Below are 23,325 nucleotides of genomic sequence, written 5' to 3'. Positions count from 1 at the left end.
CGGGGACGCGCGGTCCGGCACCACGTACCCCGGGTGCACGGTGTCCGAAAACCGCGAGCCCCGGTCGATCGGCGGCCGCACACTGGAACCCGTGAGGGACGACGACACCCGCTACGAGGCGGTCAGCAGCAGGGACGCGCGGTTCGACGGGGAGTTCTTCTTCGCCGTCCGGACCACCGGGATCTACTGCCGCCCCAGCTGCCCCGCCGTCACCCCCAAACGGCAGAACGTCGCCTTCTTCCCGACGGCCGCCGCCGCCCAGGGCCACGGCTTCCGGGCCTGCCGCCGCTGCCGGCCGGACGCCGTCCCCGGCTCCGCCGCCTGGGACGTACGCGCCGACGTCGTCGGGCGCGCCATGCGGATGATCGGCGACGGCGTCGTCGACCGCGAAGGCGTGCCCGGCCTCGCCGGACGCCTCGGCTACAGCACCCGCCAGGTGCAGCGCCAGCTCACCGCCGAGCTCGGCGCCGGGCCCGTCGCGCTCGCCCGCGCCCAGCGGGCGCACACCGCGCGCCTGCTGCTCCAGACCACCGGCCTCCCGGTGACCGAGATCGCCTTCGCGGCCGGCTTCGCCAGCGTCCGCCAGTTCAACGAGACGATCCGCGCCGTCTACGCCCGCACCCCCACCGCCCTGCGCGCCGAGGCGGGCAGCGGCGCGGGAGCCCGGACCGCGCTCGCCGCCGGGGTCCCGCTGCGGCTCGCCCACCGGGGCCCCTACGCGGCCGGCGAGGTCTTCGACCTGCTCGCGGCCGAGGCCGTGCCCCGCGTGGAGGAGGTCGTCGGCACCCCCGGCGCCCGCACCTACCGGCGCACGCTCCGCCTCCCGTACGGCACCGGCGTCGTCTCCGTCGACGAGAGCTCCGCCGGACGCTGGCTCGACGCCCGGATCCACCTCACCGAGCTGCGCGACCTGACGACCGCCGTGCACCGGCTGCGCCGCCTCTTCGACCTGGACGCCGACCCGTACGCGGTCGCCGAGCGCCTCGGGGCGGCGCCCGGGCTCGCCGCCGAGGTGGCCGCCCGGCCCGGCGTACGGTCGCCGGGGACGGCCGAACCGGAGGAGTTCGCCCTGCGGACCGTTCTCGGCGCGGCCGAGGCGGCCCTGCTCGTCGAGCCGCACGGCACCCCGCTGGCCACCGCCTGTGGCACCCTCACCCATGTCTTCCCGGAGCCCCGGGCGCTGACCGGCCATCCCGTCGCGGGCCCGCTGGCCCGCGCGCTCGCCGGCGGAGCCGTACGCCTCGACCCGGGGGCCGACCGCGCCGAGGCCGAGGCCGCCCTCCTCGCCGTCCCCGGCGTGAGCGCCGAGGCCGCCGCCCTGATCCGGATGCGGGCCCTCGGCGACCCGGACGTGGCCCCGCCGGGCGGACCGGACGAGGAGGAGTGGCGCCCCTGGCGCTCCTACGCCGCCCGCTACCTCAGGACTCCGCCCCGGAGGCCGCGTCCGGACCCGGGCGGTGGATCCGGCGCGGACGGATCGTGATGACCTTCGTTCGGCCCAGCGTGATCCCACCCACCAGGTGGCTCAGCCCCCGAACACCGCGCCCGCCCACGCCCCCACGATCAGCAGACAGGCGAACAGCTCGACCAGCACGCTCGTGCCGGCCGCCCGCATCACCGTCCTGGTCGCCGCCCTGGCCTGACCGTGGCCGCCGAGCCGGAGCCGTTCCGAGAGGTAGATCCCGCCGACGAAGCCCGGGATCGCGCCGACGACCGGGATCAGGAGGAAACCCAGGAACGCGCCCGCACCGGCGTACGTCACCATCCGCCGGGTGATGCCCACGCCCCGGAAACGGCGGGGCGGCAGCTGCCAGACGACCACCTGGGTGAGGAGCAGCAGCCCGGTCGTGGAGGCCAGCAGGATCCAGGCGAGGTCGGTCCGCTCGTGGAGCGACCACCAGAGCATCGCCGCCCACACCAGCCACGTCCCCGGCACGCCGGGGGTCAGCACCCCGAACACGCCGAGCAGCATCACCGTCGCGATCATCAGGAGCTGCCACACACCCACGCAGCCAGGGTCCCCCACAACCGGCGTCCCCGCAGGTCGCGCACGGCATACGGGGTGCGCTCCGGGCTCGGTCGCGTACGGGCGCGCGGTGGCCGCCCGGGCTCGGTCGCGTACGGCGCGCGGTGGCCACCCGGGTCGCCGCTTACGCGTGGGCTCCGCCGCGTACGGCGCACAGGCCCGCGCGGCCGGTCTCAGCCCCGCGCCACCCAGCCCTTCTCATAGGCGTGCCAGCCCAGCTGCAGGCGGGTCGTCACCCCGGTCAGCTCCATCAGCCCCTTCACCCGCCGCTGCACCGTCCGCAGCCCCAGGTCCAGCTGCTTCGCCACGCTCGCGTCCGTCATCCCGGCGAGCAGCAACGACAGGATCTCCAGGTCCATCACGTCCGGGCCCGGCGCCTCGTCCTCGGTGATCTGCGCGCCCGCCCCGAGCCTCAGCGGCAGCGCCTCGCGCCACACCGACTCGAACAGGCCCATCAGCGATTCGAGGAGCCCGCTCGCGTGCACGACGATCGCCGCCGGCTCCGCGCCCCGGCCGGTCAGCGGCACCATCGCCAGGTTCCCGTCGGCGACCACCAGCTTCGTCGGAACCCGGTCCGCGACCCGGATCCTCTCCTCGCGGCCGAGCGCCGCCGAGAGTTCGAGCAGCCCGGAGGGGAGCGTGAGCACCTCGCGCTCGATCACCACCCGGTAGCGCACCCCCCGCCCGGCGGCCTGCTCCTCCGCGTCGTTCTCCATGCCGGAGACCGCGATCGGCTTGCCCGTCACCAGGGCGCAGACCTCCTCCTGCGCGCCCAGCTGGAGCTGCAGGAAGCGGTGGGTGACGGCGCTCGCGCCCGTCACCACCTCCACCAGGTCGTGCACGGCCGCCTCCGCGGCCTCCGCCCGGTACTCCTCGGCGAGCAGCTTCGCCGTCAGCTCCGCCTGCTCCAGTTCGTGCCGCTGCTGGGTGAGCAGCGCCCCCAGGGCGACCCCCGGCGGCGCCGCCACCCACCGGCCGGTCCTGGCCGAGGACTGGGCGGCGAGCCCCTGCGACTCGAGGCGGCGCAGCGCCCGCTCGGTGTCCTGCTCGGGCAGCGCGAGCCGGTGCGCGAGGTCGGTCACCTCGGCCGCGCCCAGCGCGACCAGCGCCCGGTACGCGGACTCCTGGCGCTCGTCGAGTCCTATCGCTCCCAGCATGGATGCCCCGCCCCTCGCCGTACCCCCGGCGGTGCGCCCCGGATCTTCCCTGGACATTCACCGGAGGCATTCGTTCCGTTGGTGACCTGGCGGGAAACGGCCACGGCGTATTCCCGCCTTGCCCATCATCCCTGTACCGCCCTCACCTCTGCCAATGTGGCGCCACCGCAGCACCAACAGCCTCCGGAGACGGGTGTCTTGTGCCCTTTTTCCGGAATCAGATGGGGAGAGCGATGCGCCCGATTTCGCGTACGGCCCTGGGGGCGGCGACCGCCGCCGTCCTGGCCGTCACCGCGGTCGCGCCGTCCGTGGCGAACGAGCCGCAGGACGACACGGCCGGCAAGCGACCGCTGGTAGGCGGCGAGGCCTCGGCCCGCGCCGGGGACCGGGCCGCCACGGTGACCCTCGTCACCGGGGACCGCGTCGTGGTCACCCGCGACGCCGACGGAAACCCGGCCGCCACGGCCCTGCCCCGCCAGGACGGCACCGTCCCCCTGGTCCAGACCCGCCGCTCCGGCCAGGACCTGTACGTCTACCCCGAGGACGCCGCCGCCGCGCTCGCCGCCGGACGCGTCGACGAGGAGCTCTTCAACGTCACCGGGCTCGTCCGCCAGGGCTACGACGACGCCGCCACCACGACGCTGCCCCTCATCGCGGTCTACGGCTCCGACCTCGCCCGCTCCGTCCCCGCCGCCCCGCGCGGCGCCAAGCGCGGCCAGGTCCTCAGGACCGTCGACGGCGTCGCGCTCACCGCGGAGAAGAAGCAGGCCGCCACGTTCTGGGCCGAGCTCAACGCCCCGGCGGCCCGCTCCGCCGCCGGGATCAGGAAGCTCTGGCTCGACCGCAAGGTCCAGGCCACCCTGGAGCGCTCGACCCAGCAGGTCCACGCCCCCGAGGCCTGGGCCGCCGGCTACGACGGAACCGGTACCAAGGTCGCCGTCCTCGACACCGGCGCCGACACCGAGCACCCCGACCTCAAGGGCCGGGTCACCGCCTCGGAGAACTTCACCGACTCCGAGACCGCCGGCGACCGCCAGGGCCACGGCACCCACACCCTCTCCACCGTCGGCGGCTCCGGCGCGGCGAGCGGCGGAAAGAAGAAAGGTGTCGCCCCCGGCGCGGCCCTCCTCAACGGCAAGGTCCTCAACGACTCCGGCTCCGGCGCCGCCTCCTGGATCATCGCGGGCATGGAGTGGGCCGTCGCCCAGGGCGCCGACGTCGTCTCCATGAGCCTCGGCAGCCCCGTCCCCACCGACTGCACCGACCCGATGAGCGTCGCGGCCGAGGAACTCGCCCAGAACGAGGGCACGCTGTTCGTCATCGCCGCCGGCAACTCCGGGCCGACCCTCAACACGGTCTCCTCGCCCGGCTGCGCGCCCAGCGTGCTCACCGTCGGCGCCACCGACCGCGACGACTCCACCGCGTACTTCTCCAGCCGCGGCCCGACGATCGTCAACCACACCCTCAAGCCCGAGATAGCCGCGCCCGGAGTCGCCATCTCCGCGGCCGCCGCCGGTGGCCGGGGCGTCTACGCGTACCAGTCCATGTCCGGTACGTCGATGGCGACCCCGCACGTCGCGGGCGCCGCCGCGATCGTCAGGCAGCGCCACCCCGACTGGACCGCCCAGCAGGTCAAGGCCGCCCTCGTCTCCTCCGCCGAGAGCGACCTCCCCGGCGACGTCCGCGAGGTCGGCGGCGGCCGCCTCGACGTCAAGGCCGCGATCGACCAGAAGGTACTCGGCGCCTCCGCCGTCCAGGGCGGCACCTTCAACTGGCCGCAGGACAGGAGCGACCGCACCACGGTCTCCGTCCCGTACACCAACACCTCCGGCGCTCCGGTCACCCTGAACCTGGCCGTCGCGAAGGTCACCGGCAACGACGGCTCCCGCGTGCGGAGTTCGGTCGCCCGCCTCGGCCAGCGCACCGTCACCGTCCCGGCCGGCGCCACCGTCCGGGTCCCGCTGGAGCTCGACCCCGCCGCCGGCCTCGACCGCGCCCAGTACGGCGAGGTCACCGGCCGCGTGCTCGCCACCGGCAAGGGCGGCGTCCACGTCTCGACCCCCTTCTCCCTCTACGTGGAGCCCGAGACCGTCACCCTCCGCGTCAAGCTGATCGACCGTCAGGGCAACCCCGCCTCCGGCGCCTCCTCCCTCGACGTCATCGGCACCGACGACGCCAGCGGCGAGCGCCGCTTCAACGACGGATCCGCCGACCAGGTCTACCGCCTGCGCCCCGGCGCCTACTTCCTCTCCTCCTTCGTCGCCACGCCCGACGCGGGCGAGGGCGCCACGCTGAACGACTCGCTCAGCTACCTCGGCCGGCCGCAGCTGGAGCTGAGGAAGGACACCACGGTCGTCCTCGACGCCCGCAAGGCCCACAAGCTGTCGGTGACCACCGACAAGGCCTCCGAACTCCGTGGCGCCACCCTCGCTTTCGCCCGCTCCTGGGACGACGCCTGGCTGCACGCCGGCACCGCCGCGGGCCCCCGCACCCTCCGCGGCTACTACGCCTCCGTCGAGGGCGACGCGGACGACGGCGACTTCGAGTTCGGCAGCTACTGGCGGACAGCCGCCCCGCAGATCACCTCGCTGCGGACCACCGACGGTCTGTCCCTGCACCCGCTGACCGCCACCCTCGGTTCGGACAACCTCGACGGCACGGGTTCCGCCCGCCTCGTCGACGCCGGAACCGGTACTCCCGAGGAGCTCGCGGCCGCCGGGGTCCGGGGCCGTGTCGCCCTGGTCCGTCTTCCCGACGACTCCACCAGCGCGGGCGCCCTCGCCCGGGACGCCAAGGCCGCGGGCGCCGTCGCCGTCGTGGCCCACCACACGGCCGCCGGCCGCTGGTACCCCTCGGGCGGCTTCGCCGGGCTCGGACTGCCGGTCCTCTCCGTCCCGTCCACCGAGGCGACCGCGCTCCTGGGCAGGCTGAAGGCCGGCGAGGTCACCCTTGCCTGGAAGGCCACCGCGAAGAGCCCGTACGTCTACAGCCTCGCCTTCCCCGAGACCGGTCAGGTCCGCGGCGACAAGGACTACCGGGTACGCGACGCCCGGCTCGGCCGCACGGACTCCACGTACGGCTCGGCCGGCCTCGCCGCCGACTTCACGGACTTCCCGGCCGCGTACCGCCCGAACGGCGTCGGCGTCTCCTTCGGCTCGATGGAGACCGTCCCGGCGCCCGGCACCCGCACCGAGTACTACTCCACCGGTGACACCGCCTGGCAGCAGATGGTCAACAGCAGCTTCCCGTTCGGGGAGATCATGATCGGCGCCCGTCACACGTACCGGCCCGGCGAGAAGCGCACCGAGCGGTGGTACGACGGCGTCATCGCCCCCACCGCGCCGCGCGACACCAGCGGCGAGCCGGTCCTCGTCTCCGAGCGGCAGGGCAACCTCATCGGCTTCGCGAACGCCATGTGGGGCGACGGCACCCACCACGCCGAGCCCGGCTCCTTCGGCGACATCGGCAACCTCAGCCTGAGCCGCGACGGCGAGCTCGTCGGCGAGACCGGCTGGCCGTCCGGAGCCTTCGAGGTACCGGCCGAAGCCGGGACGTACACCCTCGAACAGAACACCATGAAGATCGGCAGCAGGGTGTGGGCCCGCTCCACCTCCGTCAACTCGGTGTGGAAATTCACCTCCAAGCTTGACGAGAGCGTCTATTCTCAGGGCATCCCGATTCTCTTCCCCCGGTACGACCTTCCGGAGGACGGACTCAAGACCCTCGCCGCGACCGACGGCCAGCACATCGGCCTCACCGCGACGGGTCACGCGGGCTACACCCCCGCGGCGCTCACCTCGGCCAAGCTCTCGTACTCCTACGACGGTGGTACGACCTGGACCGAAGCGCGGGTCTCCCAGCAGGGCGGCAAGTGGAGCGCGACCGTGAACCACGCGGGCGCGACCGGTAAGCCCGTCACCCTGAAGACCGAACTGACGGACGCCAACGGCAACTCCGTCACCCAGACCGTGGTCCGCGCCTACGACGTGCGCTGATCACGCCGGTCCGCCGGGCGTCCTTCCCGTGGGGGGTGGGGCCGCCCGGCGGACCACCCATTCGCAGCAACGGTTTTCGTGATGTCCCGTTTTCGGGCGCCGTGAGCGGTGGACAATAAGGGCATGACTCAGCAGGGGGACAACTGGTGGGACAAGCTCTACGACGCGTCGGCGCCGGACACGGCCCCGACGGCCTCGGGTGACACCCTCGACGACCACTTCGCGACGGCACCCCGAGCCACGACGACCCCGCGGGCCCCGGCGGCCGAACCCGCCCCGGCGCCCCCGCCGGGCCGCGTACCGCCGCCCTCACCGCCACCGGCCCCGACCGCCGCGACTCCCGGATCACCGGTTCCGGCCACCGGCCCGCCCGGCCCGCCCGGACCGCCTCCCAGGCCTCTCGGACCGCCGCCCGCGCCCGCCGGACCGCCGCCCGCCGGACCGCCGCCCGCCGGGCCGCCCCTGCCGGGCGGCCCGGCCCCCGTGTCGGGGCCCCCGCCCGGCTCCGCGCCGCTCGTCTCCGGTCCGGCGCCCTGGGAGGCGCCCCCCGAAGGGCCGCAGACCTTTCCCGCGCCGCCCCCGCCGCCGCCGGCCGCCCCGCCCGTCGAGGCGCCCACCCTCCAGGTGCCGGCGCCCCCGGAGCCCGAGCCGGGAGAGCCCCGGGCCGTGGGGCGGTCCGAGGCGGGGCGCGACCTCACCGTCGAGGTCCCCGTGCCCCGGCCCCGTACCGGCTTCGTCGGGAGCCGGCCGCCCACCTACGAGGCCGAGCCGACCGCGCTTCCCGTCGCCCGGCCAGGGGAGCTCGGCGAACTGGTCGCCGACACCGTGCTCGACGGCGCCCGCTACGGCACCTGCACCCTGCGGGCCGCCTCCGTACGCGGGGACTCCGCGCGCTACCGGGGCGAGCCCCGCCGCGACGCCCTGCTCACCGCCCGCTTCGGCCACGACGAGGCCGCCCTCGTCCTCGTCGCCGTCGCCACGGGCTCCCGCGCCGCCGAGGACGCCCACCTCGCCGCCGCCGACGCCTGCGAGTGGATCGCCGAGGCCGTCTGCCGCAGCCACGCCCGGCTCTCCGACGACATCAGGTCCGGCCGCCGCGGCGACCTCAAGTCGGGACTGCACCGGCTCACCGACCGCACGTACGGCAAGCTCCGCGCCCGCGCCGCCGAACGGGGCCTCGCCCCCGACGAGTACACCGCGACCCTCCGCTGCCTGCTGCTCCCCGCCGACCCCGCGTGCCGCACCCGGGTCTTCTTCGGCATCGGCGGCGGCGGTCTCTTCCGGCTCCGCGACGGCGCCTGGCAGGACATCGAGCCGCTCCTGCCCGAGCCCGCCGCCGTCACCGGCGCCCCCGTCGTGGGCTTCGGCTCGCCACCCCCGCGGGACGTCGCCGCCGAGACCGAGGAGGGCGACCGGCTCACCATGGACCTCGGCATCACGACCGCTCCCGGGCCGCTCGTCGAAGAGCCCGTGCCCCCGCCCGCCGAGCCGTTCCGCTTCCGCGCCTCCGTCGCCCGCCCCGGTGACACCCTGCTCCTCGCCTCGCCCGGCCTCGCCGAGCCGATGCGCGGCGAACCCGGCCTCGCCCGCGAGCTCGCCGCCCGCTGGGGCGAGACCGAGGCGCCCGGCCTGGCCGCCTTCCTCGCCGACACCCAGCTGAGGGTGACCGGCTACGCCGACGACCGTACGGGGGTGGGCGTCTGGGAGGCGTAACCCGCCGGGCCATGTGTTGATGGAGCCATGGCCAAACAGAACGTGGCGGAACAGTTCGTCGACATCCTCGTCCGCGCGGGCGTGCGGCGCCTGTACGGCGTCGTCGGTGACAGCCTGAACCCGGTCGTCGACGCCATCCGCCGTACCCGTGACATCGACTGGATCCAGGTGCGGCACGAGGAGGTCGCGGCCTTCGCCGCCGGCGCCGAGGCCCAGATCACCGGCGGCCTCGCCGCCTGCGCGGGCTCCTGCGGGCCGGGCAACCTGCACCTCATCAACGGGCTGTACGACGCCCACCGCTCGATGGCCCCGGTCCTGGCCCTCGCCTCGCAGATCCCGTCGAGCGAGATCGGCCTGGGCTACTTCCAGGAGACCCACCCCGACCAGCTGTTCCGCGAGTGCAGCCACTACAGCGAACTCATCTCCAACCCGCGGCAGATGCCCCGGCTGCTCCACACGGCGATCCAGCACGCCGTCGGCCGGGGCGGCGTCAGCGTGGTCTCGCTGCCCGGCGACATCGCCTCCCAGCCGGCGCCGGAGAAGGCCGTGGAGACCGCGCTCGTCACCACCCGGCCGACCGTCCGCCCGGGGGACGCCGAGATCGACGCCCTCGTTCGGATGATCGACGAGGCCGACAGGGTGACGCTCTTCTGCGGCAGCGGCACGGCCGGGGCGCACGCCGAGGTGATGCAGTTCGCCGAGCGGATCAAGTCACCGGTCGGCCACGCCCTGCGCGGCAAGGAGTGGATCCAGTACGACAACCCGTACGACGTCGGCATGAGCGGGCTCCTCGGGTACGGCGCCGCCTACGAGGCCACCCACGAGTGCGATCTGCTGATCCTGCTCGGCACCGACTTCCCGTACAACGCCTTCCTGCCCGACGACGTGAAGATCGTGCAGGTGGACGTGCGGCCCGAACGCCTCGGCCGCCGCTCCCGGCTCGACCTCGCCGTCTGGGGAGACGTCCGGGAGACCCTGCGCTGCGCGCTCCCGCGCGTCCGCGCCAAGACCGACCGCCGCTTTCTCGACAAGATGCTCAAGAAGCACGCCGACGCGCTCGAAGGCGTCGTCAAGGCGTACACCCGCAAGGTCGAGAAGCACGTCCCGATCCACCCCGAGTACGTGGCCTCCGTGATCGACGACCTCGCCGACGACGACGCCGTGTTCACGGTGGACACCGGCATGTGCAACGTCTGGGCGGCCCGCTACCTCACCCCCAACGGGCGGCGCAGGATCATCGGTTCGTTCAGCCACGGCTCGATGGCGAACGCGCTGCCGCAGGCCATCGGCGCGCAGTTCACCGACCGCAGACGTCAGGTCGTGTCGCTCTCCGGCGACGGCGGGTTCTCCATGCTGATGGGCGACTTCCTCACCCTCGTGCAGTACGACCTGCCCGTGAAGGTGATCGTCTTCAACAACTCCTCGCTCGGCATGGTCGAGCTGGAGATGCTGGTCGCCGGGCTCCCCTCGTACGGAACGACGAACAAGAACCCCGACTTCGCGGCCATCGCGCGCGCCGCCGGTGCCTACGGCGTCCGGGTCGAGAAGCCCAAACAGCTCAGCGGCGCCCTCAAGGACGCATTCAAGCACGACGGCCCGGCCCTGGTGGACGTCGTCACCGACCCCAACGCGCTCTCCATCCCGCCGAAGATCAGCGCCGACATGGTGACCGGCTTCGCCCTCTCCGCCAGCAAGATCGTCCTCGACGGGGGAGTGGGCCGCATGCTCCAGATGGCGCGCTCCAACCTGCGCAACGTGCCCCGACTCTGAGGGAATGCGGACGATTTGGCGGGGCATGCATCCCCGTGAGCCTGTTCGACGCGATCTGTGGGTGGGGGTTTATGGCCGGGGAGGCACGACAGCCGACTCAACTTCTCAGAAAGGTGGGATGCGCGGATCTCACCGCGGTGCCGGAGGTGCGACATGCCCTGCGTGAACTGCTGCGGAAGTGGGGCGGACCGGGCGCCTCCGACGTGGCGGAGCTGCTCACCAGCGAACTGGTGACCAACGCCCTGATCCACACCGAGCACGGGGCCGTCGTGACCGCGACGGTCGTGCCCGAACAGCTGAGGGTCGAGGTCCGCGACTTCGTCCCGGGACTCGCGCCACCGCACGTACCGCCCGCCGACGACGGTACGCACGGCAGGGGGCTCGTCCTCATCGAGGCCCTGGCCGACTCCTGGGGGGTCGAGGACCAGGAGGTGGGCAAGGTGGTGTGGTTCGAACTGAACGGCGGGGCCGCCTGAGAGGCGGCCCCGCCGAACTGCGCGATGGACGGTGTGCCGTGGTGGACGGCGCGGTCAGCCGAACTGCTGCTCCAGATCCTTGAGCTTGCGCTCCAGGGAGTCGAGGCGGGGCAGGGTCTGGGTGTCGTCCTCCGCGGTGAGGTCCACCGTCCGGGATTCGCCCGGCTGGGCGTCACGTCCCCTGACGGCTTGCAGGGAGGGCCTTGGTCGAAGCGGCAGTTGTCCCGGGTCCGCTATGGCGGGTTCCGCGACGGCGGCCTGGACGGACGCCGGTGCGGAACCGGAGCCGGAACCCGCGCCGGACCCGGGACCCGGGCCCGTACCGGAACCGGCCGGGGCGTTGAGCGCGGCCATCTCGACCTGACGGCCACCGCCCCTGCCGAGCCCGAAGGCCCGGTGCTGGCGGTTGATCGCCTTGAGCCGCGCCCGGTCGAGCTTCACCTGGTCCCGCCTGCGGATGCGGTTCTGCTCCTTCTCCCGCCGGTCCTCCCGCACCTCGTCGACGGCCTCGTCCAGGGTCCGTACGCCCTCCAGGAGCATCAGCGACCACGCGGCGAAGGTCTCCCGCGGAGCCCGCAGCCACCGGACGATCCGGATCTGCGGCAGCGGACGGGGCACCAGGCCCTGCTCGCGCAGCGCGGCCCGGCGTGTCTGCTTGAGGGCCCGGTCGAAGAGGACCGCGGCGGACAGGGACATGCCCGCGAAGAACTGCGGAGCGCCGTCGTGACCGAGACCGCGCGGTGCGTGCACCCAGTTGAACCAGGCCGCCGCGCCCGCGAACAGCCAGACGAGCAGGCGCGAGCCGAGGGCCGCGTCGCCGTGGCTGGCCTCGCGGACCGCGAGCACCGAGCAGAACATGGCGGCGCCGTCGAGGCCGAACGGGACGAGGTACTCCCAGCCCCCGGCGAGGTTGAGGTTCTGCCGGCCGAAACCGACGAGTCCGTGGAAGGAGAGCGCCGCGGCGACCGCGGCGCAGCAGAAGAGGAGGACGTAGGAAGCGGTGCCGTAGACGGCCTCCTTGCGTCTGCGGCGCTCCTCGTTGCGTTCCCAGGAGTCCTCGGCCGCGGCCTGGTCACCGGCGCGCTTCCCGCGCGCGAGCACCGCCACCGCCGTCAGGACTCCGGCCACCATCACGCCGCCCGGAAGCAGCCAGTCCAGCGATATGTCGGTCAGTCTCATGCGGTGTCCCTTGCATCGCAGTAGGGCGTTTGGCGGCCCATACTTGCCGACCCCGCGCGGCGCTCAAGGGGTTTCCGGGCAAGAGCACGCCAACGGGGTCCCGCGGCATACGAATAGGTGCGATCTGGTCGAACACCCATGCAGGGAAAGGGAATCGAGTTCGATTTAAGCCACCCGAGAGGGTGGCGTAATCACCCGGGAGCCTCAGACGGTCTCGGTGAGCCGACGGACGCGCTCGGCGTCGCAGGTGCGCGGACAGGTGATGCAGGTGTCCTCGGGCCGCAGCGTGTAGAAGAAGCAGCAGGCCGCCCGGTCGCGCGTGGCGCGCGGGGCGCCGTCCGGGCCCTCGGTGCCCGGCAGCTCGCGGAAGCCGGCGGCGCCCGCGTACGGCTTGTACGGCTTCGCGGTGCCCGGCATGAGGAGGTCGAGCTCGGCCATCGCCCGCCGCTCCTCGCCGAACAGGGTGCCGACGTACCAGAGGCCCTCGACGATCTCGTCCGTGGCCATGCCCCACAGGGCGCGGCGGCCGCGCCGCATCCGGGAGCCGAAGCCGTCGAGGATCGCCTCGAAGTGCTCGGCGAGCGAGGCGCGCATTTCGGCCCGCAGGGCGTCTTCGTCGGCGACGACCCGGGCGCCGGGGAGGGTGGCCGCGGGGTCGTCCGGCAGGCAGGCGAACTCCTCCACCCGGACGGTCAGCTGCCCGAGCGCGCGCTGGAAGGAGACGTTCCGGGCGGGCAGACGGGGCACCCTGCGGTGCAGGAACCACGGGACGGTGACGAGGAGGCAGGCGGGCCAGGCGTACCGGTGCAGTCCGAAGCTCGCGACGACGTCGGGGCGGGCCTGCGTGCCGTAGTCGCGCAGGACCTGCGCGTTGTCCCAGGCGAGGAAGGCGTCGAGGTCGGCTCCGCCGGCCGCGAGGTCCTCCGCGCCGACCCAGCCCGCGCCGCGCGGCAGCCGCTCGCCCGGGGCGAGTTCCTCTATCCGCAGATGGGGGAAGACCTCGGCGAGGCGCGCGTAGGACGCCGCGACAGGAGAGGTCGAGGGGGCGGGCAACAGGGCGGGGACGGTCATGGGGACCACCGAATCGCGATCGTTAGCAGGTTAGCCTTACCTTACCCGAATCAGATCGCCTCTCACCACCGGCCGGCGGGGCCGCGCCGCCGGGGGCAGCCCTCGCACCCCTGACGCCGGTCCGTTCGCCTATGGTGCACAGAGGACCCGGGCGACGCGAGCCGGGCCCGGCACGAGGCCGCAGGAGGACCCGGGTGGAGCAGGGCGCAGCGCGCGAGCGGGCGACGGAGAGGCCGTCCCCGCCCTTCGGCGACGCCACGCGGGTACCGGAGCAGGCCCGTGCCGAGGGCCGACCTCCGTGCGCCGCCGAAACCGTCCGCGACTCCGGGCGAGCCCCTCGCACCCCGCGCCCCCCCGCCCGGCGGGCCGAGGGCGTCCGGGGCGAGCACACCCACGGCCAACCGGCCGGCCCCGCGGCCGCCGCCGGACCCCGGGTCGTGCGGCACTCCGTCCGCGGCCAGATCCTCGACGCCCTCCGCACCGCCCTCGTCGGCGGTGAACTCGTCCCCGGCGAGGTGTACTCCGCCCCCGCCCTCGGCGAGCGCTTCGGCGTCTCGGCCACCCCCGTCCGCGAGGCCATGCAGCGCCTCGCCGTCGAGGGCGCCGTCGAGGTCGTGCCGAACCGCGGATTCCGCGTCACCGAGCGCACCCCCCGCGAGCTCGCCGAGCTCGCCGAGGTCCGCGCGCTCATCGAGGTCCCCGTCATGCTGCGGCTCGCCCGCACGGTCCCGGCCGCCCGCTGGGCCGAGCTCCGCCCCCTCGCCGAGGCCACCTCCACCGCCGCCGCCCGGGGCGACCGCGCCCACTACGCCGAGGCCGACCGGGCCTTCCACCGGGCCGTCCTCTCCCTCGCGGGGAACCAGCAGCTGCTCGCCGTCGCCGACGACCTCCACCGCCGCTCCCAGTGGCCCCTGATCAGCGCTCCCGCCGTCCGGCACGGTGTCCTCGTCGCCGACGCGGCCGAACACACGGCCCTCCTGGACGCCCTGATCGCCCAGGACCTGACCGTCGTACAGACCCTGGTACGGGAGCACTTCACCGGATCGGAGTGCTGAGCGCCCCGGACGACTAAGGTCGTGGACGTCAGCCGCCCGCACCGCGTCGCCCGTGAGGTGTCCCATGCCGTCCGCGACCCCGTCCCCGGCATGGGACGGACGCCGACCCGCCACCGGTACGGAAGCCGAGGCCACGGCCCTGCTCGGCTGGCTGACCGATCCCGAGGCGCCCCGGCTCTGCCTCGTCACCGGCGCCCCCGGCAGCGGCAAGACGGCCCTGCTCGGCTGGCTCGCCCGGCACGGACCACGCGCCGGCCGGCCGCGCCGCCGCACTCCCCGGGTGCTCGTCCCGCTGGCCGGACAGAGCGTGCTCGGCGCGACCTGGACGATCGCCGACCGTCTCGGCGTCGTGGCCAGGTCGCCGGGCGACCTCGTCCACGCCCTCGCCACGAGTGACGCCCGGCCCGCCGGCCGTGCCGTCCTCCTCCTCACCGATCTGCACGCCGCCGCCGAACCCGCCGCGCTCACCGACCTCATCGCCGAACTCGCGGGGGTGGGACGGGTCCGCCTCGTGGTCGAGGCCCGCAGCGGCACCCCGGCCCCCGCCGCCCTGCGCACCGACCGCCGGGTCGCCGTCGTGGACCTCGACGGCGACGCCGACCCCGGCCCCGTCGACCTCGCCGCCCCGGAAGGGGAACGGCCGACGCCCGACCTCTCCGACCCGGTGGCCGTCTGCACGGCCGACCCGCTGCTCGTCACGACGGCGTACGTCACCGGTTCCGCCGCCGCCGGCCTCCCGGGCACCCTCGACGGACCCGAGCCGCCCGCCCGCCCCGGTGAGAACGCCGCCGAGGACCACGGCGGGCTGCGAGCCGCCTGGATGCGGGCCGGACAGTCGCTCTGCCGCGAACAGGCCCCGTCACACCGGGCGTTGGTGCTGCTCTCCGCGCTCGGCGACGGAGCCGACCCCCGACTGCGCCCCGCCCTCGCCGCGCTCGCGGAGGGCTCCCCCTGGCGGCTCCGCTGGGCCCGCCACCGCGGCGACCTCACCCCGCCCTGGCCGGGCCCGGTCACCGTCCTCGGCACGGCGGGCGGCCCCCTGGAGGGGACCCTCCTCGTCGGCGACCGGACCGGCGCCGTACGGCTGCTGCACGAGGCCGACGCGAGTCCGGCGGGCCGCCTGGCCCACGCCGTCCCCGGCCGGGTCACCGCGCTCGCGCCCGCGCCCGACGGCACGGTGCTCCTCCTGGACGACCGGGGGAGACTGCACGCGGTACGGGGGGCGGCGCCCCGCGCCCCGTACCTGGAGCGCCTCACGGAGGCCGTGTCGGCGACGCTGGCCCGCCATCCGGGCACGGCCCTCGCCGCGATCGCGGGCTCGGTGGTGGTGGGGGACCGGCTCGGCTCCGTGCACGCCTTCGGTCTGCGGGGGCTGCACCAGGCGGCCTCGCACAGCGGCCGGGTGACGGCGGTCTCGGCGGTCGACTCCGAGACCCCGTTCGTCTGCTCCGGCGGTGCCGACGGGACGGTCCGGCTCTGGACCCCGGGCCGGGACCCGCGTCCCGAGCCCCTCGCCGAACGTCCCTCGCCGGTGGTCTCCCTGCACGCGACCGAGACCCCGCACGGTCCCCTGGTCGCCGCCGCCTGGGCCGACGGTCTCGTCGAACTCCACCGACCGGAGGGCGGCCGGACGCTCGCCTTCCGTCCGGGCCCCCCGGTCCGCGCGGTGGCCGTCACCGGCGCCGGATCCCTGCTCATCGGCACGGACGAGAGCCTGGTCTGTCTCGTACCGCGGTACCTGGCTCCCTGAAGGCATCCCCTGAGGGATCGTCACCGACCTCTCACCGTAAGGAAGTTCAGGTAGCCGTCTGGGGTGTCAGCTGGCTCGCGAGCCAGGTCGGCACCCCGCCCAGAAGACGGAAGAGGCGGCGGGCCTCGGCGCGCAGCCGGCCCGCCTCCGGCTCCGTCTCGGTGGTGGCGAGCGCGGTGAGGGCCGGAGCCGTACCGACCAGGTAGCCCAGCTCCTCACGGATGCGGAGCGACTCCGCGAAACCGTGCCGGGCCTCCGCCAACTCCCCTTCCCGCAGGGCGAGTCCGGCGAGGTGCCGCCAGGTGGAGGAGAGCAGCAGCGAGTCCCCCTGCGCGGTGGCCCCGGCGTGCGCCCTGCGGTACGCGGCGCGGGCCGACTGGGGCGAGTCACCGAGGTTCTGCGCGATGAGCCCCCGCCGCAGGTCGAGCAGTGGCCGGCCCTCGGCGGAGGGGGCGATCAGCGCGGCCGCCCGTCCCAGGGCCATCCGCGCCTCGTCGGCCCGGTCACGCACCCCGAGAAGCGTCGACGCGTAGGCCAGGTACCCGCGTTCACACGCCGCCGCCCCGCGTTCCTCGTCGGTGCCGGCCACCGCTTCGGCCGCCCGGAGCGCCTCCTCGGCCTCGGCCCAGCCCTGTTCGGTGTAGAGGCAGCGCTCGATCAGCAGCGCGGCCCGTTCGAGTGCGGCGGCCGGTCGGTTCGCGTGCGGTGCGAGCAGCGCCGCCGCGTCCGTCCAGCAGCCTCGGGAGCGGAGCCGCCATATGGCGGTCTCCACGGGAGTCTCCTTGCCGTAGGCGAGGGACGGATCTTCTCCGCCCCCTGATTCGGAACCAGACATGGCGGTATCCGCCACATTGCCCTCCCCGAGCGCGCCATTGAGCTGTTGAGTGAGACCCGCATCTCAGCACGAAGGGGAGTACATGGCCAAGGGGTCAGGTGAAAGTTTTCACAAGAGTCCGCCGGCCCGGGGCACCGGCGCCGGGGCCGCGACGGACATGTCGTCAGATCGCCTTCGGGCCGGTGATCAGGGACCGGCGAGGCCTCCGGCCCTCCGGCGTCCGGGCCGTCACCGGCCCGGACGTCACTCCATCGGACTCGCCCGAAGGGGTGAATCCCGAACGGGACGCCTCAGCTCATCCGCAGGGCGAGGAAGAAGTCGAGCTTGTCCTCCAGACGGGACAGATCGCGGCCCGTGAGCTGCTCGATCCGGCCCACCCGGTAGCGCAGCGTGTTCACGTGCAGGTGGAGGCGGGTCGCGCAGCGGGTCCAGGAGCCGTCGCAGTCCAGGAAGGCCTCCAGGGTCGGGATGAGCTCCGCACGGTGCCGCCGGTCGTAGTCGCGCAGCGGGTCGAGCAGCCGCGCCGTGAACGCGCGCCGCACGTCGTCCGGGACGAACGGCAGCAGCAGCACGTGCGAGGCCAGCTCGTGGTGGCCCGCGGCGCAGACCCGGCCCGGACGGGCGGCGGCGACCCGGCGGGCGTGCCGGGCCTCCTCCAGGGCCCCGCGCAGGCCCTCCGCGGAGTGCACGGCCGCGCTCACGCCGAGGGTGAGCCGTCCGTCGTCGGCGAGACCGGCGGAGAGCGGGGTCCGTACGGCCGCGAGCAGCACGTCCGCGTGCAGGCCGAGCGCGGGGGCCGGGCCCTCGTCCTCGCTGTCCGGCAGCGGACCGGCGGCCAGCGGGACCAGGGCGATCGCCTCGTCACCGCTGTGCGCCACGGCGATCCGGTCGGCGGACTCCGCGCCCACGGTCGCCGGGTCGACGAGGATCTCCTCCAGGAGCGCCTGCGCGACCGGCCCGCCGTCCGCGGCGGGGCTCTGACCGGCCTCCTGCTCCCAGTCCACCCGCGCCACGACCACCTGCCAGTGCGGGGCCGTGCCCAGCCCTGGCAGCAGCACCGGGGCGGCCACCCGCAGCCTGGCCGCGATCTCGGCCGGCGCCGCGCCCGTCTGCACCAGCTCCAGGACCTCCTGGGCGAGCCGGCGGCGCACCGTACGGGCCGCGTCGCGCCGGTCGCGCTCGACGGCGATCAGCTGGGTGACGCCCTGGAGCAGGTCGAGCCGGGCGGCCGGCCACTCCCCGGCGTCCGCCTCGACGGCGAGCAGCCAGTCCGAGAGGACCGTCTCGCGCACGTCCCGGGAGGCGGGTGCGGCACCCCGGCCGGTGTTGCGGATCGGGAAGAGCGAGTACGCCGTCCCGCCCGTGCTCAGCCGGTGCGGGCCGCGCCGCCCGGTCCGGGTCGCGGCCAGGTGCTCACCGGCGAGGGTGGCGGCCAGGGACGTCGGGAGGGGCTCGCCCGCGCCCGCGATCTGGCGGCCGGTGGGGGAGAGGACCCAGGCGCGCAGGTCCAGGTCGGAGCCGAGCAGGTCGAGGACCACCTCGGGCCCGCCGCCGGCCGGACCGGAGGTCATGAGCCGCCGGTGCCGGTCGACCACGGCGGCCAGGTCGCCGGCCCGCTCGCCCGAGACCTGTCGAACAACGTGCTCGGTGATCGTCGCGAACGCAACGGACTCGTTGACCGCGAAGAGCGGCAGCCGATGGCGTGAACACGCCGCTACGAGATCATCCGGAATGTCGCCCAGCTCCGCCTCGCCCGCCGCGAGGGCGGCGACCCCGGCCGAGGCCAGGATCCGGACGAAGGGCTCGGCGTCGGCGGCCTCCCGCAGCCAGGCGAGACCGGTGAGCACCAGTTCGCCCCCGGACAGGTACCGGCTGGGATCCGTGAGGTCCGTCGTCATCACGCCGCGGACGGTGCGGTCCAGCTCGTCCTCGCCGCCGAGCAGGCGCAGCCCGAGCGCGTCGTTCTCCAGCAGTGCGCGCAGCCGCATCGTGTCGCCGCCGTTCCTTCGTCAGTGGATGGGAGTGTCCCGTTGTCGACGGTGGAGTGGTGCCACCGTTTCCAGGGGAAAACGGCGAGGTTTCTGTTCCCCGCCTTTCGTTCGAATCTACAAGACGACGACGGGACCCAGCCAACTCCTTCATGTTTTCGGTGACTGCACCGGGCGATGCTGGGCTTGTGTACTAGGCCACACACCGCGTGAACAGCACATGAACATGAACGAGGGCCGGCCGTCCCCCCGGAACCCTGCGCACGACCCCCGATCACCAGAATCACTAGAAGAGAGCCACCATGGACTTCCTTCGCCCCGCCAGCTGGGAGGAGGCGCTCGCCGCCAAGGCAGAGCACCCCACGGCCGTGCCCCTTTCGGGTGGCACGGACGTCATGGTCGAGATCAATTTCGACCACCGGCGGCCCGAGTACCTCCTGGACCTGAACCGCATCGAGCTGCTGCGCGAGTGGGAGGTCGGCGAGGAGAAGGTCCGCCTCGGCGCCGCCGTTCCGTACACCCAGATCATGGAGAACCTGCGGGCCGAGCTGCCGGGCCTGGCGCTCGCCTCGCACACGGTCGCCTCCCCGCAGATCCGTAACCGCGGCGGCGTCGGGGGCAACCTCGGTACCGCCTCGCCCGCCGGCGACGCCCACCCCGCCCTGCTCGCCGCGGGCGCCGAGGTCGAGGTCGAGTCGGTGCGCGGCAGCCGGTTCATCCCCATCGACGAGTTCTACACGGGCGTGAAGCGCAACGCGCTCCAGCCCGACGAGCTCATCAAGACCGTCCACATCAAGAAGGCGGACGGGCCCCAGCAGTACTCCAAGGTCGGCACCCGCAACGCGATGGTCATCGCCGTCTGCGCCTTCGGCCTGGCACTGCACCCGGAGACCCGGACGGTGCGCACCGGCATCGGCTCCGCCGCGCCGACGCCCATCCGGGCCAAGGAGGCCGAGACCTTCCTGAACGCCGCTCTGGAGGAGGGCGGCTTCTGGGACAACGGCAAGATCATCACCCCGTCGATCGCGAAGCGGTTCGCCGACCTCTGCTCGGGCGCCGCCAACCCGATCGACGACGTCCGAGGCACCGCCAAGTACCGCCGCCACGCCGTCGGCATCATGGCCCGCCGCCAGCTCGGCTGGACCTGGGAGCAGTACCGCGGCACCGGCCGCCCGCTTGAGGGAGCTGCATAACCATGCGCGTCAATTTCACGGTCAACGGCCGTCCGCAGGAAGCCGACGACGTCTGGGAGGGCGAGTCCCTCCTCTACGTCCTGCGTGAGCGGATGGGTCTGCCCGGCTCCAAGAACGCCTGCGAGCAGGGCGAGTGCGGTTCCTGCACGGTCCGCCTCGACGGAGTGCCGGTCTGTGCCTGTCTGGTCGCCGCCGGTCAGGTCGAGGGCCGCGAGGTCGTCACCGTCGAAGGTCTCGCCGACTTCGCCAAGGAGCGCGAGGCGCACGGTGGTTGCGCCACCGGCGCCTGCGGCACCTCGCTCGACTCCGCCAAGAGGTGGGAGGCCAGGCCCGGTCAGGACTCGCAGACCGGCGAGGGTGTCGAACTCTCCCCGATCCAGCAGGCGTTCATCGACGCCGGCGCCGTCCAGTGCGGCTTCTGCACCCCGGGTCTGCTGATCGCCGCCGACGAGCTCCTGGAGCGGCAGAGCGACCCGTCCGACCAGGACATCCGTGAGGCCCTCTCCGGCAACCTCTGCCGCTGCACGGGCTACGAGAAGATCCTCGACGCGGTCCGCCTCGCGGCCGCCCGTCAGGGAGAGGCGGTCTGACCATGGCTCAGAACACCCGCACCGTTCCGGCCGGTACGCCGACGAACGTCACCCAGAACCACACCAAGGGCGGCATCGGCGAGTCCACGCTCCGCCCGGACGGCACCCTCAAGGTCACCGGCGAGTTCGCGTACTCCTCGGACATGTGGCACGAGGACATGCTCTGGGGCCAGACGCTCCGGTCCACCGTCGCGCACGCCGAGATCGTCTCCATCGACATCTCCGAGGCGCTCGCGCTGTCCGGCGTCTACGCCGTCCTGACGTACGACGACCTGCCGGCCGAGATGAAGCACTACGGCCTGGAGATCCAGGACACCCCGGTGCTGGCCCACGGCAAGGTCCGGCACCACGGCGAGCCGGTGGCCCTGGTCGCCGCCGACCACCCGGAGACCGCCCGCCGCGCGGCCGCCAAGATCAAGATCGAGTACCGGGAGCTGCCGCTCGTCACGGACGAGGCCTCCGCGCTCGCCCCCGACGCGCCGCTGATCCACGAGGGCCGCGACGACCACCACATCGGTCACGTCCCGCACCCGAACATCGTGCACCGTCAGCCGATCATCCGCGGCGACGTGGCGGAGGCCCGCAAGAGGGCCGACGTCATCGTCGAGGGCGAGTACGTCTTCGGCATGCAGGACCAGGCCTTCCTCGGCCCGGAGTCCGGCCTCGCCGTGCCCTCCGAGGACGGCGGCGTCGACCTGTACGTCGCCACCCAGTGGCTGCACTCGGACCTCAAGCAGATCGCCCCCGTCCTCGGCCTGCCCGAGGAGAAGGTCCGTATGACGCTCTCCGGCGTCGGCGGTGCCTTCGGCGGCCGCGAGGACATCTCGATGCAGATCCACGCCTGCCTCCTCGCGCTCCGCACGGGCAAGCCGGTCAAGATCGTCTACAACCGCTTCGAGTCCTTCTTCGGCCACGTGCACCGCCACCCGGCGAAGCTCTGGTACGAGCACGGCGCCACCAAGGACGGCAAGCTCACGCACATGAAGGCGCGGATCGTGCTCGACGGCGGCGCCTACGCCTCGGCCTCCCCGGCCGTCGTCGGCAACGCGTCCTCGCTCGGCGCCGGCCCGTACGTGATCGACGACGTCGAGATCGAGGCGGTCGCCCTCTACACCAACAACCCGCCCTGCGGAGCGATGCGCGGCTTCGGCGCGGTCCAGGCCTGCTTCGCCTACGAGGCCCAGATGGACAAGGTCGCGAAGAAGCTGGGCATGGACCCGGTGGAGTTCCGCCAGATCAACGCCATGGAGCAGGGCACGATCATGCCGACCGGCCAGGTCGTGGACTCCCCGGCCCCGGTCGCCGAGCTCCTGCGCCGGGTCAAGGCCCGTCCGATGCCGCCGGAGCAGCAGTGGCTCGCCGCCGGTGAGCAGGCGGACGTCCGCGCGCTGCCCGGTGGTCTCTCCAACACCACCCACGGCGAGGGAGTCGTCCGCGGCGTCGGCTACGCCGTCGGCATCAAGAACGTCGGCTTCTCCGAGGGCTTCGACGACTACTCCACCGCCCGCGTGGTGCTCCAGGTCATCAACGGAGAGCCCGTCGCGATGGTCCACACGGCCATGGCGGAGGTCGGTCAGGGCGGTGTCACCGTGCACGCCCAGATCGCCCGCACGGAGCTGGGCGTCACACAGGTGACCATCCACCCGGCCGACACCCAGGTCGGCTCCGCCGGTTCGACGTCCGCCTCCCGGCAGACGTACATGACCGGTGGCGCGGTGAAGAACACCTGCGAGGCCGTCCGCGAGAAGGTCCTGGAGATCGGCCGCCGCAAGAACGGCTCCTACCACCCCGCCTGGGCGACCGCCGAGCTCCTCCTGGAGGCCGGCAAGGTCGTCACGGACGGCGGCGAGGTCCTCGCGACCCTCGCCGACATCCTGGAGGGGGAGGCGCCGATCGACCTCGAACTCGAGTTCCGGCACCACCCGACCGTCCCCTTCGACCTGGTCACCGGCCAGGGCGACGGCCACGTCCAGTACACCTTCGCCGCGCACCGCGCGGTGGTGGAGGTGGACACCGAGCTCGGCCTGGTGAAGGTCATCGAGCTCGCGACCGCCCAGGACGTCGGCAAGGCGCTCAACATGCTCTCCGTCGTCGGCCAGATCCAGGGTGGCACCACCCAGGGCCTGGGCGTCGCGGTGATGGAAGAGATCATCGTGGACCCGAAGACCGCCAAGGTGCGCAACCCCTCCTTCACGGACTACCTGATCCCGACGATCCTCGACACGCCGACCATCCCGGTCGACGTACTCGAACTGGCCGACCCCAAGGCGCCGTACGGCCTGCGGGGACTCGGCGAGGCCCCGACCCTGTCGTCCACCCCGGCCGTCCTCGCGGCGATCCGGAACGCGACGGGCCTGGAGCTCAACAAGACGCCGGTCCGCCCGGAGGCGCTCACCGGCACCCTGTAGGACTCTCCGGGCGGTCCGTGCCTCCCAAGGAACGTCACACTTCCCCGCCCGCACCGCCCGGAGTCCCCCCAGCAGTACCAGCAGCACCATGCAGTACCAGCAGCACCGGCAACACCCCG

The 23,325-nt window shown here is 73.8% G+C and carries 16 protein-coding genes; 10 read left to right on the top strand and 6 right to left on the bottom strand.

From position 1 onward, the window contains the following. The first annotated feature begins 40 nt into the window (after positions 1-40). Positions 41-1,483 (top strand): bifunctional transcriptional activator/DNA repair enzyme AdaA, encoded by a 1,443-nt coding sequence (locus tag ACRRSS_RS25460; RefSeq protein ID WP_435973438.1) that lies wholly within the window; start codon positions 41-43, stop codon positions 1,481-1,483. Positions 1,484-1,525: 42 nt separating this feature from the next. On the opposite strand, the gene ACRRSS_RS25455 is transcribed toward ACRRSS_RS25460, so the two are convergent. Beyond that, positions 1,526-2,008, bottom strand: a complete 483-nt coding sequence (locus ACRRSS_RS25455; RefSeq protein WP_435973437.1) for a DUF456 domain-containing protein — start codon at positions 2,006-2,008, stop codon at positions 1,526-1,528. Positions 2,009-2,199: 191 nt separating this feature from the next. Beyond that, positions 2,200-3,183 carry a helix-turn-helix domain-containing protein gene (locus tag ACRRSS_RS25450; protein WP_351905697.1) on the bottom strand — a complete coding sequence of 328 codons (984 nt, stop codon included), beginning with the start codon at positions 3,181-3,183 and terminating at the stop codon, positions 2,200-2,202. Positions 3,184-3,416: 233 nt separating this feature from the next. Here ACRRSS_RS25450 and ACRRSS_RS25445 point away from each other — a divergent pair, with 233 nt between their 5' ends. The 4 genes from ACRRSS_RS25445 to ACRRSS_RS25430 all read left to right on the top strand — a co-directional run bounded on the left by ACRRSS_RS25445 (position 3,417) and on the right by ACRRSS_RS25430 (position 11,137). Continuing rightward, on the top strand, positions 3,417-7,178 hold the full coding sequence (locus ACRRSS_RS25445; RefSeq protein ID WP_435973436.1) for a S8 family peptidase: 3,762 nt from the start codon (positions 3,417-3,419) through the stop codon (positions 7,176-7,178). Between the two features lie 123 nt (positions 7,179-7,301). Then, positions 7,302-8,891, top strand: a complete 1,590-nt coding sequence (locus ACRRSS_RS25440) for a protein phosphatase 2C domain-containing protein (protein ID WP_435973435.1) — start codon at positions 7,302-7,304, stop codon at positions 8,889-8,891. A 27-nt stretch (positions 8,892-8,918) separates the two neighbouring features. Beyond that, on the top strand, positions 8,919-10,661 hold the full coding sequence (locus tag ACRRSS_RS25435; RefSeq protein WP_435973434.1) for a pyruvate dehydrogenase: 1,743 nt from the start codon (positions 8,919-8,921) through the stop codon (positions 10,659-10,661). Between the two features lie 71 nt (positions 10,662-10,732). Beyond that, positions 10,733-11,137 (top strand): ATP-binding protein, encoded by a 405-nt coding sequence (locus ACRRSS_RS25430; protein WP_435973433.1) that lies wholly within the window; start codon positions 10,733-10,735, stop codon positions 11,135-11,137. A 54-nt stretch (positions 11,138-11,191) separates the two neighbouring features. On the opposite strand, the gene ACRRSS_RS25425 is transcribed toward ACRRSS_RS25430, so the two are convergent. Together ACRRSS_RS25425 and ACRRSS_RS25420 are read right to left on the bottom strand one after the other, a co-directional pair. Continuing rightward, complete coding sequence (locus ACRRSS_RS25425) at positions 11,192-12,316, bottom strand: DUF2637 domain-containing protein (RefSeq protein ID WP_435973432.1); 1,125 nt, start codon at positions 12,314-12,316, stop codon at positions 11,192-11,194. Between the two features lie 204 nt (positions 12,317-12,520). Beyond that, positions 12,521-13,387, bottom strand: a complete 867-nt coding sequence (locus ACRRSS_RS25420) for a (2Fe-2S)-binding protein (RefSeq protein WP_435973431.1) — start codon at positions 13,385-13,387, stop codon at positions 12,521-12,523. 194 nt (positions 13,388-13,581) lie between these two features. On the opposite strand from ACRRSS_RS25420, the gene ACRRSS_RS25415 reads away from it, so the two are divergent. Both ACRRSS_RS25415 and ACRRSS_RS25410 read left to right on the top strand, forming a co-directional pair. After that, the gene (locus ACRRSS_RS25415; RefSeq protein WP_435973430.1) at positions 13,582-14,442 is read left to right on the top strand and encodes a GntR family transcriptional regulator; all 861 of its coding nucleotides are present in this window, start codon (positions 13,582-13,584) and stop codon (positions 14,440-14,442) included. A gap of 64 nt (positions 14,443-14,506) precedes the next feature. Further along, the gene (locus tag ACRRSS_RS25410) at positions 14,507-16,192 is read left to right on the top strand and encodes a hypothetical protein (protein ID WP_435973429.1); all 1,686 of its coding nucleotides are present in this window, start codon (positions 14,507-14,509) and stop codon (positions 16,190-16,192) included. Between the two features lie 46 nt (positions 16,193-16,238). Here ACRRSS_RS25410 and ACRRSS_RS25405 read toward each other — a convergent pair whose 3' ends face one another. After that, positions 16,239-17,042: a hypothetical protein gene (locus ACRRSS_RS25405; protein ID WP_435973428.1), complete on the bottom strand. Its 804-nt coding sequence runs from the start codon at positions 17,040-17,042 to the stop codon at positions 16,239-16,241. Between the two features lie 275 nt (positions 17,043-17,317). Continuing rightward, entirely contained in the window at positions 17,318-19,015 is a 1,698-nt protein-coding gene (locus ACRRSS_RS25400; protein ID WP_435973427.1) for a PucR family transcriptional regulator, read from the bottom strand. Positions 19,016-19,317: 302 nt separating this feature from the next. Between ACRRSS_RS25400 and ACRRSS_RS25395 the strand changes: the two genes are divergently transcribed. From ACRRSS_RS25395 to pucD, 3 genes are read left to right on the top strand one after another with little or no spacing between them, the layout of a single operon-like run. Beyond that, positions 19,318-20,208 (top strand): FAD binding domain-containing protein, encoded by an 891-nt coding sequence (locus ACRRSS_RS25395; RefSeq protein WP_435973426.1) that lies wholly within the window; start codon positions 19,318-19,320, stop codon positions 20,206-20,208. A gap of 2 nt (positions 20,209-20,210) precedes the next feature. Beyond that, positions 20,211-20,798: a (2Fe-2S)-binding protein gene (locus tag ACRRSS_RS25390; protein WP_435973425.1), complete on the top strand. Its 588-nt coding sequence runs from the start codon at positions 20,211-20,213 to the stop codon at positions 20,796-20,798. A gap of 2 nt (positions 20,799-20,800) precedes the next feature. Beyond that, entirely contained in the window at positions 20,801-23,206 is a 2,406-nt protein-coding gene (pucD, locus tag ACRRSS_RS25385) for a xanthine dehydrogenase subunit D (protein ID WP_435973424.1), read from the top strand. Positions 23,207-23,325: the final 119 nt, after the last annotated feature.

It is taken from the genome of Streptomyces sp. Qhu_M48, assembly GCF_051305195.1.
Classification (GTDB): Bacteria; Actinomycetota; Actinomycetes; order Streptomycetales; family Streptomycetaceae; genus Streptomyces.
The sequence above is the reverse complement of the archived record's forward strand: the minus strand, read 5'-3'. Positions and strand labels throughout refer to the sequence as shown.

Bases quoted from the DNA above. Each gene is read 5' to 3' on its own strand.
- ACRRSS_RS25425 (WP_435973432.1), bottom strand. From the start codon at position 12,316: ATGAGACTGACCGACATATCGCTGGACTGGCTGCTTCCGGGCGGCGTG.
- ACRRSS_RS25420 (WP_435973431.1), bottom strand. From the start codon at position 13,387: ATGACCGTCCCCGCCCTGTTGCCCGCCCCCTCGACCTCTCCTGTCGCG.
- ACRRSS_RS25395 (WP_435973426.1), top strand. From the start codon at position 19,318: ATGGACTTCCTTCGCCCCGCCAGCTGGGAGGAGGCGCTCGCCGCCAAG.
- ACRRSS_RS25440 (WP_435973435.1), top strand. From the start codon at position 7,302: ATGACTCAGCAGGGGGACAACTGGTGGGACAAGCTCTACGACGCGTCG.
- ACRRSS_RS25445 (WP_435973436.1), top strand. From the start codon at position 3,417: ATGCGCCCGATTTCGCGTACGGCCCTGGGGGCGGCGACCGCCGCCGTC.
- ACRRSS_RS25450 (WP_351905697.1), bottom strand. From the start codon at position 3,183: ATGCTGGGAGCGATAGGACTCGACGAGCGCCAGGAGTCCGCGTACCGG.
- ACRRSS_RS25390 (WP_435973425.1), top strand. From the start codon at position 20,211: ATGCGCGTCAATTTCACGGTCAACGGCCGTCCGCAGGAAGCCGACGAC.
- ACRRSS_RS25400 (WP_435973427.1), bottom strand. From the start codon at position 19,015: ATGCGGCTGCGCGCACTGCTGGAGAACGACGCGCTCGGGCTGCGCCTG.
- ACRRSS_RS25435 (WP_435973434.1), top strand. From the start codon at position 8,919: ATGGCCAAACAGAACGTGGCGGAACAGTTCGTCGACATCCTCGTCCGC.
- ACRRSS_RS25430 (WP_435973433.1), top strand. From the start codon at position 10,733: ATGGCCGGGGAGGCACGACAGCCGACTCAACTTCTCAGAAAGGTGGGA.
- pucD (WP_435973424.1), top strand. From the start codon at position 20,801: ATGGCTCAGAACACCCGCACCGTTCCGGCCGGTACGCCGACGAACGTC.
- ACRRSS_RS25410 (WP_435973429.1), top strand. From the start codon at position 14,507: ATGCCGTCCGCGACCCCGTCCCCGGCATGGGACGGACGCCGACCCGCC.